Genomic DNA, 15,851 nt, shown 5'->3' with positions numbered 1-15,851 from the left:
GGACCGGGTGGGCACGCACCGCCCGCCCACCCGGTCCGCCCGAGCACCTCAGGGCCTCGCCGGAGCGCTCAGCCCCTAGCCCACCCGGCAGGGCAATGTCGTACTGGAATCACCTCCCGGCCCTTGGACCACGTACCCGAAGGTCGCCGTCGCGCCCGGAGCCAATGAGCCGTTCCAGTTGGCGTTGTGGACCATCACGTTCTGTCCGCTGTAGGTGGCGCTGCCGCTCCAGAGGCTGTCGACCTTCTGGCCGCTCGGCAGGGTCCAGTCGACCATCCAGCCGAGCATCGGCACCTGACCGGTGTTCTTGACGACGACCTCGGACTGGTAGCCGCCGCTCCATGTGCCCGTCGTACGGCGGGTCGCGGTGCACTGGCCCGGAACGGGCTCGGTGGGGTTGCCGGGCTCCTTGATGCCGGTCACCTCGCCGTTGCCGCCGTCGAAGACGACGTCGGAGCAGGAGTAGAAGGTCTCCTGACTGTCGGAGCGCTGCCAGACCATGTAGATGATGTGGCGGCCCGACTTGTTCGCGGGGAGCTGACCCCGCCAGGAGTAGTTGGCCTCGACCGTGCCCGGGCTGCCGTTCAGCGGCGGGTGGTCGACGCTCAGGAACGGCCGGTCCTCGATGTCGTTCCAGGTGAGCGTCTTCGTCGGGTCGAAGCCGTCCTTGGTGATGTACACATAGAACCAACCCGGGTGCGCCGCCCACGCGTTGTACGAGAAGTCGACGTTCGCGCCGGCGGTGAGGTGGGTCAACGGCCAGTCCCTGCTGGGCGTGTTGAACCCGGCGAAGTTGGTGTTGCCGCCGCTGCACAGCTGGCCGTCCGGGACGAAGCCCCGGGTGCGGCCGCCACCGTCCGAGCGGAGCACCGAGAACCAGTTGTAGAACGGGGTCGTCCCGCTCGTCTGCTGCGCCGCCCGGCAGGCCGGGTTGACCGGTTTGATCTCACCGGTGTCGGTCAGCGCGTCCTGCCAGCACAGGAAGGTACGGCTGCCGGGCTTCATCGGCGTGCCGTGCGCCTCCGCCTTGCCGCTGCCGGCGGTGACCACCAGGCCGAGCGCCGGGATCGTGGTCACGAGGGCCAGCAGGACGAGCAGCAGCGCCCGGTGGCGCCTGGGCAGCCTTAATCGCAATGTTGTCACAGGCATGACAAACGCTCCTTGGTGTACGGCCTTGAGGAACGTGCGTGTGCGCATGTGCGTGCGTACGGGTAAGTGGTGCGGGGCGGGAGCGGTCCCTGAGGGGCGGGTTCCGGTCCACCACTCGCATGGGAGCGCTCCCACCCCCACCTGCTCGGAAGCTAGCGCGAAGTGGTTCCGTTGTAAACGGTTGGCGCAGGAAGGGGGCGGAGGGCGGACACGGCGGAGGGCGAGGGCGGACACGGCGGGCGGACACGGCGGAGGGCCGCACCCCCGTCGCCGGGGATGCGGCCCTCACCTGCCCTGGGGCTTGTGCCCTACCGGATCGCTCAGTTGCGGATCAGGTTGCGCAGCACGTACTGCATGATGCCGCCGTTGCGGTAGTAGTCGGCCTCACCGGGGGTGTCGATGCGGACGACCGCGTCGAACTCGACGCCCGTGTCGGTGGTGACCTTGACCGTGCTCGGGGTGGTGCCCTCGTTCAGCTCGGTGACGCCGGTGATGGAGAAGGTCTCCTCGCCGGTCAGACCGAGGGAGTCGGCCGACTGGCCGGCCGGGAACTGCAGCGGCAGGACGCCCATGCCGATGAGGTTCGAGCGGTGGATGCGCTCGTACGACTCGGTGATGACGGCCTTGACGCCGAGGAGCGCGGTGCCCTTGGCCGCCCAGTCGCGGGACGAGCCGGAGCCGTACTCCTTGCCGCCCAGGATGACCAGCGGGGTGCCGGCGGCCTGGTAGTTCTGCGACGCGTCGTAGATGAAGGAGACGGGGCCGCCCTCCTGCGTGAAGTCGCGGGTGTAACCGCCCTCGGTGCCCGGCGCGATCTGGTTGCGCAGGCGGATGTTGGCGAACGTGCCGCGGATCATGACCTCGTGGTTGCCTCGGCGGGAGCCGTAGGAGTTGAAGTCACGACGCTCCACACCGTGCTCGGTGAGGTACTTGCCGGCCGGGGTGTCGGCCTTGATGGCGCCGGCCGGGGAGATGTGGTCGGTGGTGACCGAGTCGCCCAGCTTGGCCAGGACGCGGGCGCCGACGATGTCGGTGACCGGAGTGGTCTCCATCGTCATGCCCTCGAAGTACGGGGGCTTGCGGACGTAGGTCGACTCCGGGTCCCACTCGAAGGTGTCGCCGGTCGGGATCGACAGGGCCTGCCACTGGGCGTCGCCCGCGAAGACGTCCTGGTAGGACTTGGAGAACATGTCCTCGCCGATGGCGTTGGCGACGACGTCGTTGACCTCGGCCTCGGTCGGCCAGATGTCCTGGAGGTAGACCGGCTTGCCGTCCTGGTCGGTGCCGAGGGCGTCCTTGGTGATGTCCACCTTCATGGAGCCCGCGAGGGCGTACGCGACGACCAGCGGCGGGGAGGCCAGGTAGTTCATCTTGACGTCGGGGTTGATCCGGCCCTCGAAGTTACGGTTGCCGGAGAGGACCGAGGTGACCGCGAGGTCGTGGTCGTTGACGGCCTTGGAGACCTCCTCCGGCAGCGGGCCGGAGTTGCCGATGCAGGTGGTGCAGCCGTAGCCGACGAGGTTGAAGCCGACCTTGTCGAGGTACGGGGTCAGGCCCGCCTTGTCGAAGTAGTCGGTGACGACCTTGGAGCCCGGGGCGAGGGTGGTCTTGACCCACGGCTTGCGGGTCAGGCCCTTCTCCACGGCCTTCTTCGCGACGAGCGCGGCGGCGACCATGACGTACGGGTTGGAGGTGTTGGTGCAGGAGGTGATGGCCGCGACCGTCACCGCGCCGTGGTCGATCTCGTACGTCGAGCCGTCGGGGGCGGTCACGGTGACCGGGTTGGACGGGGTGCCGTTCGGGATCGTCGACGGGGCGTCGGAGCCGGGGAAGGACTCCTTGCTGGCCTCGTACTCGTCGTTGACGTAGTTGCGGACGTCCTGCTTGAACTGCTCGGCGGCGTTCGCGAGGACGATGCGGTCCTGCGGGCGCTTCGGGCCGGCGATGGACGGGACGACCGTGGAGAGGTCCAGCTCCAGCTTCTCGGAGAAGTCGGGCTCGGCGGCCGGGTCCAGCCAGAGGCCCTGCTCCTTGGCGTACGCCTCGACGAGCGCGAGCTGCTGCTCGGAGCGGCCGGTGAGCTTCAGGTAGTTGATCGTCTCGGCGTCGATCGGGAAGATCGCGGCGGTGGAGCCGAACTCCGGCGACATGTTGCCGATGGTGGCGCGGTTGGCCAGGGAGGTGGCGGCGACGCCCTCACCGTAGAACTCGACGAACTTGCCGACGACACCGTGCTTGCGCAGCATCTCGGTGATGGTCAGCACGAGGTCGGTGGCGGTGGTGCCCGGGGTCAGCTCACCGGTGAGCTTGAAGCCGACGACGCGCGGGATGAGCATCGACACCGGCTGGCCGAGCATCGCGGCCTCGGCCTCGATGCCGCCGACGCCCCAGCCGAGCACACCGAGGCCGTTGACCATGGTGGTGTGGGAGTCGGTGCCGACGAGGGTGTCGGGGTAGGCCTGGCCGTTACGGACCATGACGGTGCGGGCCAGGTGCTCGATGTTGACCTGGTGGACGATGCCGGTGCCCGGGGGGACGACCTTGAAGTCGTCGAAGGCGGTCTGGCCCCAGCGCAGGAACTGGTAGCGCTCCTTGTTGCGGCCGTACTCCAGGTCGACGTTCTGCTTGAACGCGTCGTTCGTGCCGAACTTGTCGGCGATGACGGAGTGGTCGATGACCATCTCGGCCGGGGAGAGGGGGTTGACCTTCGCCGGGTCGCCGCCGAGGGCCTTGACGGCCTCGCGCATGGTGGCGAGGTCCACCACACAGGGAACGCCGGTGAAGTCCTGCATGATCACGCGGGCCGGCGTGAACTGGATCTCCTGGCTGGGCTGAGCCTGGGAGTCCCAGTTGCCGAGGGCACGGATGTGGTCGGCGGTGATGTTCGCGCCGTCCTCCGTGCGGAGCAGGTTCTCCAGCAGGACCTTGAGGCTGTAGGGCAGGCGAGCCGAGCCCTCCACCTTGTCCAGCCGGAAGATCTCGTACGACTCGTCGCCCACCTGCAGCGTGCTGCGGGCGTCGAAGCTGTTCGCCGACACGACAGTCTCCTTCATTCCATGTGCGCGTTCCACCGCATCCTGCCGCCACGTCCCCTTGGCCGATCCGCTAAGGTAAGGCTAAGTTAGGTACCCCTTACCGGGGTGGCGGCCGCAGTGCGCCTCGGCAGATATCTCGATGTCGAGATAACTCTAGTACATGGGCGCGGACAGGTCATGCCCGGGCGGCCGTGACCGCTCTCATCCAGTCGAGTCGTTTACTCAGCGAACCCGGTCCTTTCACCTTCTGTCTCAGTGAACGCCGTACGTCGAGCTGTCGTACGTGGACGCCGTACGTCAGCGGCAGCGGCATCCGCTGCTGGATGGCGTGACGACCCGGTTCGAGGACGTCGAGCCGGTGCGACCGCTCGGGTGATCTCGTGGTGAGCGTCACTTACCGGGTTGGCCGGGCGGCGACGACCGGGCGGCACGTGGGCTTCGAGGCCTGGTTGGAGCGCGCCGGCTACTGCTCTTGGACTTCGATCCGCAGGTGTCGGGGATCGCCGCACCAAGTCTCTCGCCGTGTCATCCGCCTCGCCTCGGACACGATGCAACCGCCAAATGGCAGTTCGGATCCGCCTGCCACACCGCCGCGAGGCCGGCACCTTTCGCGGAAGACAGGCCATCCAGGTCAGCCCCCAGCCGGGCACGCCGACGGCTTTTGCCCGGTGGATTACGCTGTGCGGTTATGAATACCGGGAGGGCATCGCGCCACACACGGATTGGTGACCCGGTGCTCTCCTGAGCGCCCCACGGGCCGGAACGGGCCCGCTGTTCGATCGAGGATCCTGCGCTGCTGCGCGGGCTCCACCTCCGTCGTGTTGATCACAGGTTCAACCCATCAACCACGACAGGGGAAACCATGCCCACCAAGACGCTCCAGATTTCCACCGCGGACGGCCAGGCCGACGCCTTCGTCGCCTTCCCCGACGGTGGTGAGCGGCACCCAGGGGTGCTGATGTATGCGGACGGTTTCGGTATCCGACCGGTGCTTCGGGAGATGGCCCGCGAGTTGGCCGGGCACGGGTACTACGTACTCGTCCCGAACCTCTTCTATCGACACGGCCCGGCACCGGTGATCGGCCTTCCCGAGCACATCGGGGAAGAGGCCCGGCCCGAACTCATGGCCCAGCTGATGCCGTTGATCGAGGCGCACACCGCCGAACGTGCCCTGAGCGACGCCGACGCCTACCTCAAGTTCCTCACCGCCCAGCCCGAGGTCGCCGCCGGACCGGTCGCGGTGACCGGCTACTGCATAGGCGGCCTCCTGGCGGTGCGCACCGCCGCGGCCCACCCCGGCCAGGTGGCCGCCGTCGCCGCGTTCCACGGCCCCGTGGGTGCCGACGGGCCCGACACCCTCGCCAAGATCACCGCCCAGGTCCACTTCGGCCACGCCGAGACCGACCTGACGCCCGAGGCCCTGGGCGAGCTCAACCGGGCCCTGGACGCCGCGGGGGCCAGCTACACCTCCGAGATCTACCCTGGCACCGTCCACGGGTTCACCATGTCCGACACCGACGCCTTCGACTCCGCCGGACTGCAGCGCCACTGGGACCGCCTGCTCCACCTCCTCGACCGCACACTGGCCAACGGCTGAAGCTCCGGCTCGGCAACCAAACCGGAAGCACACGGCTGGGCGGGCCGCACCGATGTCGACATGACTGACCCGCCGGCCCGCCCGGCCACCGAACGCTAGATGGCCGGCGAGCAGCCCAACTCCTTCCGGGAGCTCTCGGCCGGCGCGGGGGAAGCGCTCGCTCGCCATCGTCGGGGGGCCCCGGCAAGCCGGGCATCCCAGGCCGTGACGGCTGTCTCAGACAATCCAGTCCGCGCAGGTCAGCGGAATCCGCAAGCGACCAACTGCCCTGCGACAGGACAGCCGTGCTGTCCCGGCGAACGGGGCAGTCTCGGTCTTTCCGCGGCATCGGGAGCGGGCCTCAGTCTTTCTCGGGCGAGTAGCGCGGCGTCCTGAGCCTTCCCGGGATGGATGCCGTCGCGGCCCACGGATGTCCGCCCACGGGTCGGCCGTCAAGCCCTACGAGAACGAGCCGGCCCGCCGCACAAGCCCGCGAGACGGGTGGCGGACCGCAACGCTCCCGGACGGAAGGCCGGTGGACCCGTCTCCACCGTCGCGTGGGCTCATTCCCCGATGGCGGTCAGCGTCGCGCCGGTACGTCACCCAGGAGTTCCGCGACCCGCTGGGCGGTCTCGCGACCCCGGGCGATGATCACCCCCGGAAGCGTCGGTGAGCCTTCGGTGATCGCCCGGTAGAGCATCTTGCTCGCCTCCCAGGCCGTCATCGGGGTGCCCTCGACGTCGTGCAGCCGGACCGTGAGGCCGTGTGCGGTGGCGACCAGCAGGATGGCGCTGTCGAGGACCTCGCCGGACGGATGGATGGCGGCCGGGACCCGGTGGTTGAGGACGGCCTGGATGATCGCGGAGGTCGTCTCCTCCTGGAACTCGATCTTCGGGAACTCCTTGGTCAGCAGGTCGGCCCGCGCCACCATCGACCAGGGGAAGACGAGGTACCCCGCCCCGGGGGTGACGGCGGGGGTGTCCTCCGTCAGCATCTCCCACTCCCCGTCGGGCCACAGGCGGTACGCCGAGGTGCAGTCGGCGATGAGGGCGGACTCCAGCGTGACCGTCGCCGCGGCGAGCGGCGGGCTCGGCAGCCAGACCAGCACCGAGAGGGAGGCGGCGCGCGCGTCACCGCGGATCCGGAGCGACTCCAGGCAGCCCGTCTCCGACACGGAGACGACCGGCCGCCCCTCCAGGACGTGGCGCCGGAGGAGCTTCAGTCGCTCCTCGTGGTTCCCCTCCGCCCCGATCAGGGCGATCGGAGTGCCCATCTCTTCGCCGAGGCTGTCCAACACGTCCCGTGCGGCACCGAAGAGCCGGGCGCGGAAGTCGGCGCGCTCCTGCTCCTGGGAACGCCCGCGGACCGGCACCCCCGCGGGCGGGTGCAGCGTCGGGTGGTACGTGTGCGGGTTCCGCAGCGCACGCAGGGCTTCGGAGGGGTCGTACCCCGGAAGGTGCGCGGGGGCTTGATCGACACTTACGGGCCTGCGGGCCTCGTAGAGGCTCTCGCGCTGCCGCGCGTACAGCGCTTCGGCGACGACGGTCGCCACGCGCACGGAGGCGGGGTGTCGCGGGGTGCCGCAGGTACCAGACCGGTTCATCCGAGGTCCAACTCCCTCTGGGATCAAGGGCGGTGACTGAGGTCCCCCACGCTTGCGCGTCCTCCGGCGCAGAGTACCCCGTGTGGGTGCCGTGTCGCACACATGACGCAAATCTCAACGTTTCGTGAAGTTTGAAGTATCAAGGGGGAATTGGAAGTGCGTAGCGCGTTCACGAAGGCGAGTGCCCGCACTACGGAGCTTCTAGAAGTCATGAAGTGCGATGTACTCTGACCGAGTTGAGCGAACTGTGCCTCATGGCCGTATTACAACTCAGTACATACCGGGGAGGCGTGCCCGCCCTCTCGCCCTTCTGAGATCCGGCACGCCCGACGCCCCACCGAAGGGATTCACGTGTCGAATGAACGGAAGAGCAGCCACACCGAAGCCAAGGATCGCCAGGTCGTCGTCTCCGTCCGGTTCCCGGCCCAACTGCTGCAACGGATCCACGCGGTGGCGGCCGTCGAGGACACCACGGCCAACGCCGTGATCCGCGAGGGCATGGACCACTACATACGTGAACTGGTACGCACGACCTCGTTCCAGGAGGCCGGCCGCGCCTACGTGGAACGCGCCCAGGCCCAGGTCGCCACAGCCCTGATGGATCCGTCCGAGCAGGAGTAGGGACGCGGGACCCAGGGAGGTGGAGACCCGACGGGAGTACCGGGTCTCCACCCCGCCGACACCGGCCTCCGCGCCCACCCCCGCCTCTGCCCCCGCCCCCGCCTCCCGCATGGCAATCGGCGGACGGGGTACCCGAGTTGGACATCGGAAGGAGGCACCCATGCCGCTCACGTTCCGCAAGAGTTTCCGGATCCTGCCGGGTGTCCGGCTGAACATCAACAAGCGCTCCTGGTCCATCACGACCGGCGGCAGCAACGGCCCGCGGCACACCCACAGCAGTACGGGACGCCGTACGACGTCGATGGACCTGCCCGGCCCCTTCGGCTGGCGCCGCACGCGTGGCGCGAGGCGTCACTGAGCGAGCGGAGCGGAGGACCGCGGCGAGCGGAACCGGCGCCCCCCTCCGTCTGCCTGAGGGCCTGTCACTCGAGTGGTCCCGCCGCACCACCCCAACAGACCCCTCAAGAGGCGCCATCTCATATCTGAGATAACCTCGCCCTCATGGCAGACGACTACCTCGAACGCATCGGCAAGCTCATCCGTGACGCACGGCAGCACCGCGGCTGGACACAGTCACAGTTGGCGGAGGCCCTCGGGACGAGTCAGAGCGCGGTGAATCGAATCGAGCGCGGCAATCAAAACATCAGCCTTGAGATGATCGCTCGAATCGGTGAAGCGCTGGACAGCGAGATCGTCTCGCTGGGCTACGCGGGTCCGATGCATCTGCGGGTGGTCGGCGGGCGTCGGCTCTCCGGCTCGATCGACGTGAAGACCAGCAAGAACGCGTGTGTCGCGCTGCTGTGCGCCTCCCTGTTGAACAAGGGGCGCACGGTGCTGCGCCGGGTCGCCCGGATCGAAGAGGTGTACCGCCTGCTGGAGGTGCTCGGCTCCATCGGCGTGCGCACCCGCTGGATCAACGACGGCGTCGACCTGGAGATCGTGCCGCCGGCCGAGCTGGACCTGGCGTCGATCGACGCCGAGGCGGCCCGCCGCACCCGCTCGATCATCATGTTCCTCGGCCCGCTGCTGCACCGTATGGACCACTTCAAGCTGCCGTACGCGGGCGGTTGCGACCTCGGGACGCGGACGATCGAGCCGCACATGATCGCGCTGCGCCGGTTCGGGCTGGACATCACCGCGACCGAGGGGCTGTACCACGCCGAGGTGGACCGGTCCGTGACCCCCGGCCGCCCGATCGTGCTGACCGAGCGCGGGGACACGGTCACCGAGAACGCGCTGCTCGCCGCCGCCCGCCACGACGGCGTGACCGTCATCCGCAACGCCTCGTCCAACTACATGGTCCAGGACCTTTGCTTCTTCCTGGAGGCCCTCGGTGTCCGCGTCGAGGGCATCGGCACGACCACGCTCACGGTGCACGGCGTGCCGCACATCGACGTGGACGTCGACTACTCGCCCTCCGAGGACCCGGTCGAGGCGATGAGCCTGCTCGCGGCGGCGGTCGTCACCGAGTCGGAGCTGACGGTGCGCCGGGTGCCGATCGAGTTCCTGGAGATCGAGCTGGCGGTCCTGGAGGAGATGGGCCTCGACCACGACCGCTCGACGGAGTACTTCGCCGACAACGGCCGTACGCGACTGGTGGACCTCACCGTCCGGCCCTCGAAGCTCCAGGCGCCGATCGACAAGATCCACCCGATGCCGTTCCCCGGCCTGAACATCGACAACGTCCCGTTCTTCGCGGCCATCGCCGCCGTCGCGCAGGGCAAGACCCTCATCCACGACTGGGTCTACGACAACCGCGCGATCTACCTCACCGACCTCAACCGCCTCGGTGGCCGCCTCCAGCTCCTCGACCCGCACCGGGTGCTCGTCGAGGGCCCGACCCGCTGGCGCGCCGCCGAGATGATGTGCCCGCCGGCCCTGCGCCCCGCCGTCGTCGTGCTCCTCGCGATGATGGCCGCCGAGGGGACGTCCGTCCTCCGCAACGTCTACGTCATCAACCGCGGCTACGAGGACCTGGCGGAACGCCTCAACACCGTGGGCGCGCAGATCGAGACGTTCCGGGATATCTGACGGCCCATCAACGCCCGGGCGGCTGGCTGCGGGGGCTGGGGGAGTCGGCAGAGCACCGCCCCCGCTCGGGCCGCCGCTCGGCGTACCCCCTCTTCGGTGATGCTCGCACCGGCGTCAGCGGTTATTGCATACTGATTGCAATAACTCTCCAGGGGTGGGGCGATGAGCGTGCGGGTTTTCGAGGGCGCCGATGTCCTCGCCCACGTCGGCGCACTGCGCGCCGTCTACGTCGACGTCTTCCGCTCCCCGCCCTGGAACGAGGACGAGAGCGCCGGGGACGAGTTCGTGCGGAGGTTGGAGGGGGACGTCACGCGCGGCGGATTCACCGCGGCGCTCGCGTTCGCCGGGGCGGAGGTCACCGGGTTCGCCACCGCGTTCACCACGGCGACCCCCTTCCCCACCGGCCGCGCCTATCCGCAGGCCGCCGCCGGTCTGGGCCCCGAGCGCACCGCCGAGTGGCTGTGCGGGGCACGCGAGATCGACGAGCTGGCCGTACGGCCCGGCGCCCGCGGTCGCGGTCTCGCCGGTGAACTCCTGGCGGCGGTCACCGTGGACGCGCCCGGGGGACGTTCCTGGCTGCTGACGTCCGCCCGGTCGCCCCGTGCCGTGTCCTTCTACCGCCGCCAGGGCTGGACCCAGGCGACCCGTCCCTCGCCCGACGGCAAGGGCATCGTCGTCTTCCTGGGTCCCGACCATCCGGCCCGCGGTCTCGCGGGAGTCGCGTAGGCGGGGGCAGGAGGCGGCAGGCGGTCAGCTGCCCCGCCCGCCGCCCGCGCCGCGACATCGGTCCGTCCGCGAACGTCAGCCCTTGCCGAGCATCTTGTTCATCTGCTCGATCTCCGCGGTCTGGGCCTTGATGACGTCGTCGGCGAGGTCGAGCGCGGGGCCGTACTTCCCCTTCGCCTTCTCGGTCTCGGCCATCTCGACGGCGCCTTCGTGGTGTTCGACCATCAGCTCCAGGAACTTCTCGTCGAACGCGGCGCCGGACGCCTTCTCCAGGGCGGCCATGTCCTCGCCGCTCATCATTCCGGGCATGCCGGACGCCATGTCGTGACCCATGCCCGCCATGTCCTCGGGGACCTTCTCCCCCCAGGCGGTGAGCCAGCCGGACATGGTCTCGATCTCCGGGTCCTGAGCGCCCTTGATCTTGGCGGCGAGGTCCTTGACCTCCTGCGAGGCGGCGCGGCTGTCGGCCAGTTCGGCCATGTCCACGGCTTGGCGGTGGTGCTGGATCATCTCCTCGGCGAAGCCGACGTCCGCCTTGTTGTGGCCGGACTCGCCGTCGTCCGCCTTCGCCGAGCCGGACGAACCGGCCTTGGGTGAGCCGGACGCGGAGTTCATCGAGCCCATGTCGTGGCCGTTGCCGTCGCTGTCGCCGCCGCAGGCGGTGAGAACGAGAGCGGCGGCACCGGCGGTGACGGTGAGAGCGGCACGGCGGAGGAATCGACCGGATGCGGTCATGGTGGTACTCCTGCGTTGTTTCGGAGGGAGAAGCCGGGAGGGGGCGATCCGGAGCACGGCGCCGCGGCCCGGCGGGCAGACGGCCCGGCGGGCAGACGGCCCGGCGGGCAGACGGCGGCGTGCGGCTTCTCTAGATCCGAAGGAGCTGGAGTTCGGCGAGGGTGGGTGGCGCGCGGCCGCCTTCGGGGCCCGAGCCCGTCATCGACGCCCCCGCGTCCACCTGTGCGGCCCGCGCCACCACGTCGGGCACCAGCACGGGCACGACGACCGGGGCCTGGCCGACGGACGCCGAGGAGCAGGTCGGGTCCGCGTGGCTCATGTGCCCGGTACCGCCGCCGGCGTCGTGGCCGCACGCACCCGGCATCGACACCTGAGCCGACGCCTCCACGCCCCGAGTCGACACCTGAGCCGACGCCCTCGTGTCGGCGTTCGCCTCGGTCGTCGCCATCCGGTCGTGCCCGGTGGCTCCGTGGAGGGCGGGGACCGGTCCGAGGCCGTGCATGCCGAGCAGCCCCAGGAGCAGCGCGCACAGCACCAGGCCGCGGGTCCGCGCGGGCGGCGGACACGGCCGGCGGTGCGGCGGCGCTCCGGGGCCGGTCACGGCCTGGCCGCGGGCAGGGTTCATGGGTCCCTCGTGCAGTGCGTGGGTGATGCGTTGCCGTGACCCCCGCGGGAGGGCCACCAGGTCTACTAACCTACTATGCACTTACGTAATCGTTGTGCACGTCGGGTGGGGCGAAGGAGTCAGGGCATGCGGCGGCTGGGGGAACTGGAAGCGGAGATCATGGACCGCCTCTGGACGTGGAACCGTCCCGCGACCGTGCGCGAGGTCGTCGACGACATCAACCGGACCCGGCCCGTGGCCTACACGACGGTGATGACGGTCACCAACATCCTCTACAACAAGGGCTGGTTGCTCCGGGGCAAGCAGGGGCGCGCCTGGCTCTACTCCCCCGTGCGCAGCCGCGAGGCGTACGCCGCCGCGCTGATGGAGGACGGTCTCGGCGCCAGCAAGGACCGTCCGGCCGCGCTGGTCCACTTCGTGGAGAACATGACCGGGGAAGAGGTGGCCGCGCTGCGCAAGGCCCTGCGGACCGTGGGACGACAGGCGAAGCCGTGAACGCGACCCCCGTCCTGGTCGCCTACACGGCCTTGGTGGGCTTCGTCGCCCCGCCGCTGCTCGTGCGGGCCGCATGGCCGCACCGGGCGCCCGCCACGGCCCTCGCGGTCTGGCACGCGCTGGCCCTGTCGTTCGCGCTGGGGGTCGCGCTGACCGCGTATCACCTGGCGATGCCCGCCGGGCACCCGCACGAGGGCCTGGTGGGTCTGCTGCACTCCTGCGGGCTCGCCGTCCTCGGGGACGGCCACGGGGTCGCCGCCCTCGGGGGCCCCGGTGTGCTCCCCGTACTCGGGTACGACACCGGTCCGCGGACCGCCGCCGGGCTCGCCGTGGCCCCGCCCGCCGCGCTGGGGCTCGCCCTCGCGGGGAGCTTCGCCTTCCACGCCGTACGGGGCCGCCGGGCGCGGGCGCGGCACCGGCGGGCGGTGGATCTGGTGGGGCGCCGGTCGGCCCGGCTGGGTGCGGTCGTCCTGCCGTACGACGTGCCCGCCGCGTACTGCCTGCCGGGCCGCCGGCCCAGGATCGTGGTCAGCGACGGGGCCGTCCGTGAGCTGACGGCCGAGCAGCTCGGCGCCGTCCTGGAGCACGAGCAGGCGCATGTGGCGGGCCGTCACCACCTGGTCCTGGCCGCGGCGGAGGCGTTCCACTCCGTCTTCCGCCGACTGCCCGTGGCCCGCCACGTGCGCGAGCAGACGGCGCTGCTGCTGGAGATGGTCGCCGACGACCGCGCCCTGCACGGGCACTCCCGCGAGGCCCTGGCGACCGCGATGTACGAGATGGCGGCGGCCCGGGCGCCGCGCGGCGCGTTCGGGGCGGGCGGCCGGGCGGTACTGATCCGGATGCGTCGAGTGCTCGGACCGCCGAGAGCACCCCATCGGGCCCTGACGCCCATCATGACCGCCGTGGCGGTGACGGTGCCGCTGCTGCCCCTGCTCGCCCTCTGCCCGCCGGGCCTCACCTGACCCGCCTGGGCCTGACGTGACCCGCGTGGGCCTCACCTGACCCGCGTAGGCCTCACCTGACCCGCGTAGGCCTCACCTGACCCGCGTAGGCCTCACTTGATGCGGCGGGCGACCAGCGTGGTCACGTGGAGGGCGTGTTCCAGCGGGCCGCGTCGGAAGCGTCGGGTCCACAGGGTCGCGAACAGCGTGGCCGTTCCGGTGAACGCGAGCAGCGCGATCAGTGCCGGGCCGGTCTCCTCCTCCATGCCGACGGCGCGGATCGCGAGGATGTGCAGGACGTACGCGGTCAGCGTGATCGTGCCGATGGCCGTGACCGGGCCGGCCCAGCGGGTGAGGCGGGGCATCCGGCCGGTGACGGTGACGCACGCGGCGAGCACCGCGAGAGCGACCCCCGTGTTGCCGAGGATCGAGAAGGTCGTCTGGCTGTGCGGCGCGCCCACCAGCAGCCACTCCGGCGGGGTGTGGTCGACGAGGTCGCCGACCGTGTCGGACCACCAGGCCGAGGCGCCCGAGTCGCCGTCCGTCGCGGCGGCGACGGTGGCGCGCGCGTGCGGTACGAGAGTCAGGGCCAGCCAGGAGCCGCCGTGGCCGAGCACGGCCAGGGCGCCGCCCGTCCGGGCGAGCCGGACGCGGACCGCCGCCCGGGTGAGGTCGAGCCGGGCCACGGCCATGCCCGCGACCATGAACGGCATCCAGGTGAGCACCGGGTACTCCCCGGAAGAGCAGCTCGACGACGCCGTCCGTGCCGCCGATCCGGGCCAGCGGGTCCGCGTCGATGACCGTGTCGACCCAGGTGCCCTCGTCGATCGACCGGCGTACCGCGTACAGCACTTGGGGCATGACCAGCGCACCCGCCGCGGCGACGGCGGCGAGCGGCACGGCGCCCAGAGCGCGCCGGTCTGCTGCGGGCGCGGCCGGAGGGGGAGGCGGGGTGAGGCGCCGGCCGGCGGTCCGGTCGTACCGTCCGCCGGCGGTGCTGTGGGACGCCGTGCCGGTGGCGGCGGCGCTGGTGGACGTCCGGATCCACTTCGCGCCGGACGAGCCGCTGCGCATGGTCTGCGCCCTGCTCGCCGCCCTCGTCCTGCCGGCCCTCCGCCGAGCGCCCTCGCTGACGTTCCTGCTCGCCCTGCCGTCCGCCCTGGTCTCCGACGCGGTGTTCGCCACGCTCGCCGCGCTCTACTCCCTCACGTCCCTGTCCCGGCGCCGGATCCTGCTGGCCGGGTGCGCGCTGGCGTACGCCGCCTGCGATCTGACCTGGTGGTCGTGGCCCGCCCCGGAGTTCCTCGAACCGCACGAGAGCTCCGCCCTCGTCACGGTCACCTACAGCGTGGCTACGGGGGTCGCCCCCGTCTTCCTCGGCCAGCTCGTCCAGGCCCGCCGCGAACTGTCGCTGCGGCTCGCCGAGATCTCCGAGGCCCGCGAGCACGAGCGTCTGCTGCTGGCCCAGGGCGTGCTCGCCCGGGAACGCGCGCACCCGGAGGCGCGCAGCCGACGGCACGACCTGACCAGGCGGACCGTCACGCCGTCACGCCGTCACGCCGTCATCATCAGCAGCATCGTCGCCATCGAGCCGCCCATCGCGACGTGGCCGGCCAGGCGGGCGTTCGGCGCCGAGAGCACCGAGAGCGAGGGGGTGCGGGCGGCGCGACGGTGGCGGGCCCTCGGGGCGGCCGCCCCGGGTGACGCGAGCGTGCCCCGTATGCGGGCGCGTACGGCCAGGGCCACGAAGACCAGGAAATAGGCGGCCAGCGCCCAGAAGGCGGCGCGCCACAGCACCGCCGAGCCCGAGGACGCGGCCGCCTCGGTCATCCCGTGGCCGCCGCCCGTGCCGGCCGTCGCCCCGTGCCCGTGCCCGTGCCCCGAGGCACCGGCCAGGGCGAGCGTCGGCCCGGAGCCCTCGCCGGGCATGGCCAGGGTCATGAGCACCATGGCGGCGCTGCCGATCACGAGATGGGCGCCGTGCCCCAGCCGTCGTATCCCGCCGCGCCGGACGTGCCGTACGGACAGGACCGCGCCCCCGGCGCAGAACAGGGCGAAGACCGCCGCCCACCACAGGCCGTACGTGCCGTAGTGGAGTGCCGTCGGGGGCGCCGCCATCACGGCCATGCCCGCGCCCATCACGGCCTCGGCTCCCGCCTCGAACCGGGCCCAGCCGCCGACCAGCGCCACGCGGACGAGGTTGCCGACGGCGACCCCGGCTCCCAGCACCACCAGCGTCCAGCCCAGAAGGTGTCCCGTCACATCGCCACCACCGCTCGTCGTCCACTACGTACCTCCTTAGTACGTGAGGGGC

15 protein-coding genes are annotated in these 15,851 nt (G+C 70.8%); 7 read left to right on the top strand and 8 right to left on the bottom strand.

Going from position 1 to position 15,851, the window contains the following annotated elements; genetic code table 11:
• Positions 1-75 precede the first annotated feature (75 nt).
• The 3 genes from ACZ4Z2_RS07095 to ACZ4Z2_RS07085 all read right to left on the bottom strand — a co-directional run bounded on the left by ACZ4Z2_RS07095 (position 76) and on the right by ACZ4Z2_RS07085 (position 4,578).
• On the bottom strand, positions 76-1,149 hold the full coding sequence (locus ACZ4Z2_RS07095; RefSeq protein ID WP_468073206.1) for a lytic polysaccharide monooxygenase auxiliary activity family 9 protein: 1,074 nt from the start codon (positions 1,147-1,149) through the stop codon (positions 76-78).
• Positions 1,150-1,469: 320 nt separating this feature from the next.
• Positions 1,470-4,187 (bottom strand): aconitate hydratase AcnA, encoded by a 2,718-nt coding sequence (gene acnA / locus ACZ4Z2_RS07090; protein ID WP_468073204.1) that lies wholly within the window; start codon positions 4,185-4,187, stop codon positions 1,470-1,472.
• 172 nt (positions 4,188-4,359) lie between these two features.
• Positions 4,360-4,578, bottom strand: coding sequence for a hypothetical protein (locus ACZ4Z2_RS07085; RefSeq protein WP_468073202.1), 219 nt, complete (start codon positions 4,576-4,578; stop codon positions 4,360-4,362).
• Positions 4,579-5,046: 468 nt separating this feature from the next.
• On the opposite strand from ACZ4Z2_RS07085, the gene ACZ4Z2_RS07080 reads away from it, so the two are divergent.
• Entirely contained in the window at positions 5,047-5,781 is a 735-nt protein-coding gene (locus ACZ4Z2_RS07080) for a dienelactone hydrolase family protein (RefSeq protein ID WP_468073200.1), read from the top strand.
• 559 nt (positions 5,782-6,340) lie between these two features.
• Here ACZ4Z2_RS07080 and ACZ4Z2_RS07075 read toward each other — a convergent pair.
• Positions 6,341-7,363 (bottom strand): hypothetical protein, encoded by a 1,023-nt coding sequence (locus ACZ4Z2_RS07075; RefSeq protein WP_468073199.1) that lies wholly within the window; start codon positions 7,361-7,363, stop codon positions 6,341-6,343.
• Between the two features lie 351 nt (positions 7,364-7,714).
• On the opposite strand from ACZ4Z2_RS07075, the gene ACZ4Z2_RS07070 reads away from it, so the two are divergent.
• The 4 genes from ACZ4Z2_RS07070 (at position 7,715) to ACZ4Z2_RS07055 (ending at position 10,741) form a co-directional block, all read left to right on the top strand.
• Positions 7,715-7,984 (top strand): hypothetical protein, encoded by a 270-nt coding sequence (locus ACZ4Z2_RS07070; protein WP_468073197.1) that lies wholly within the window; start codon positions 7,715-7,717, stop codon positions 7,982-7,984.
• A gap of 160 nt (positions 7,985-8,144) precedes the next feature.
• Positions 8,145-8,342: a DUF4236 domain-containing protein gene (locus ACZ4Z2_RS07065; protein WP_468073195.1), complete on the top strand. Its 198-nt coding sequence runs from the start codon at positions 8,145-8,147 to the stop codon at positions 8,340-8,342.
• 143 nt (positions 8,343-8,485) lie between these two features.
• Positions 8,486-10,015 (top strand): helix-turn-helix domain-containing protein, encoded by a 1,530-nt coding sequence (locus ACZ4Z2_RS07060; protein ID WP_468073193.1) that lies wholly within the window; start codon positions 8,486-8,488, stop codon positions 10,013-10,015.
• Between the two features lie 162 nt (positions 10,016-10,177).
• Positions 10,178-10,741: a GNAT family N-acetyltransferase gene (locus ACZ4Z2_RS07055; RefSeq protein ID WP_468073191.1), complete on the top strand. Its 564-nt coding sequence runs from the start codon at positions 10,178-10,180 to the stop codon at positions 10,739-10,741.
• Between the two features lie 75 nt (positions 10,742-10,816).
• On the opposite strand, the gene ACZ4Z2_RS07050 is transcribed toward ACZ4Z2_RS07055, so the two are convergent.
• On the bottom strand, positions 10,817-11,476 hold the full coding sequence (locus ACZ4Z2_RS07050) for a DUF305 domain-containing protein (protein ID WP_468073189.1): 660 nt from the start codon (positions 11,474-11,476) through the stop codon (positions 10,817-10,819).
• Between the two features lie 130 nt (positions 11,477-11,606).
• Entirely contained in the window at positions 11,607-12,101 is a 495-nt protein-coding gene (locus tag ACZ4Z2_RS07045) for a DUF6153 family protein (protein WP_468073187.1), read from the bottom strand.
• A gap of 126 nt (positions 12,102-12,227) precedes the next feature.
• Here ACZ4Z2_RS07045 and ACZ4Z2_RS07040 point away from each other — a divergent pair, with 126 nt between their 5' ends.
• Positions 12,228-12,596 carry a BlaI/MecI/CopY family transcriptional regulator gene (locus ACZ4Z2_RS07040; RefSeq protein ID WP_468073185.1) on the top strand — a complete coding sequence of 123 codons (369 nt, stop codon included), beginning with the start codon at positions 12,228-12,230 and terminating at the stop codon, positions 12,594-12,596.
• Positions 12,593-13,558, top strand: coding sequence for a M56 family metallopeptidase (locus ACZ4Z2_RS07035; RefSeq protein WP_468073183.1), 966 nt, complete (start codon positions 12,593-12,595; stop codon positions 13,556-13,558). The genes ACZ4Z2_RS07040 and ACZ4Z2_RS07035 overlap by 4 nt, the downstream gene beginning before the upstream one ends.
• A gap of 92 nt (positions 13,559-13,650) precedes the next feature.
• On the opposite strand, the gene ACZ4Z2_RS07030 is transcribed toward ACZ4Z2_RS07035, so the two are convergent.
• Positions 13,651-14,262 carry a DUF418 domain-containing protein gene (locus ACZ4Z2_RS07030; RefSeq protein ID WP_468073181.1) on the bottom strand — a complete coding sequence of 204 codons (612 nt, stop codon included), beginning with the start codon at positions 14,260-14,262 and terminating at the stop codon, positions 13,651-13,653.
• 829 nt (positions 14,263-15,091) lie between these two features.
• Positions 15,092-15,799, bottom strand: a complete 708-nt coding sequence (locus ACZ4Z2_RS07025) for a DUF5134 domain-containing protein (RefSeq protein WP_468073180.1) — start codon at positions 15,797-15,799, stop codon at positions 15,092-15,094.
• Between the last annotated feature and the right edge of the window lie 52 nt (positions 15,800-15,851).

Source organism: Streptomyces sp. NPDC030183 (assembly GCF_055573455.1).
The sequence above is the reverse complement of the archived record's forward strand: the minus strand, read 5'-3'. Positions and strand labels throughout refer to the sequence as shown.

Excerpts from the sequence above, each read along its gene's own strand:
- ACZ4Z2_RS07095 (WP_468073206.1), bottom strand. The coding sequence starts at position 1,149 with ATGCCTGTGACAACATTGCGATTAAGGCTGCCCAGGCGCCACCGGGCG.
- ACZ4Z2_RS07080 (WP_468073200.1), top strand. The coding sequence starts at position 5,047 with ATGCCCACCAAGACGCTCCAGATTTCCACCGCGGACGGCCAGGCCGAC.
- ACZ4Z2_RS07075 (WP_468073199.1), bottom strand. The coding sequence starts at position 7,363 with ATGAACCGGTCTGGTACCTGCGGCACCCCGCGACACCCCGCCTCCGTG.
- ACZ4Z2_RS07065 (WP_468073195.1), top strand. The coding sequence starts at position 8,145 with ATGCCGCTCACGTTCCGCAAGAGTTTCCGGATCCTGCCGGGTGTCCGG.
- ACZ4Z2_RS07060 (WP_468073193.1), top strand. The coding sequence starts at position 8,486 with ATGGCAGACGACTACCTCGAACGCATCGGCAAGCTCATCCGTGACGCA.
- ACZ4Z2_RS07055 (WP_468073191.1), top strand. The coding sequence starts at position 10,178 with ATGAGCGTGCGGGTTTTCGAGGGCGCCGATGTCCTCGCCCACGTCGGC.
- ACZ4Z2_RS07050 (WP_468073189.1), bottom strand. The coding sequence starts at position 11,476 with ATGACCGCATCCGGTCGATTCCTCCGCCGTGCCGCTCTCACCGTCACC.
- ACZ4Z2_RS07045 (WP_468073187.1), bottom strand. The coding sequence starts at position 12,101 with ATGAACCCTGCCCGCGGCCAGGCCGTGACCGGCCCCGGAGCGCCGCCG.
- ACZ4Z2_RS07040 (WP_468073185.1), top strand. The coding sequence starts at position 12,228 with ATGCGGCGGCTGGGGGAACTGGAAGCGGAGATCATGGACCGCCTCTGG.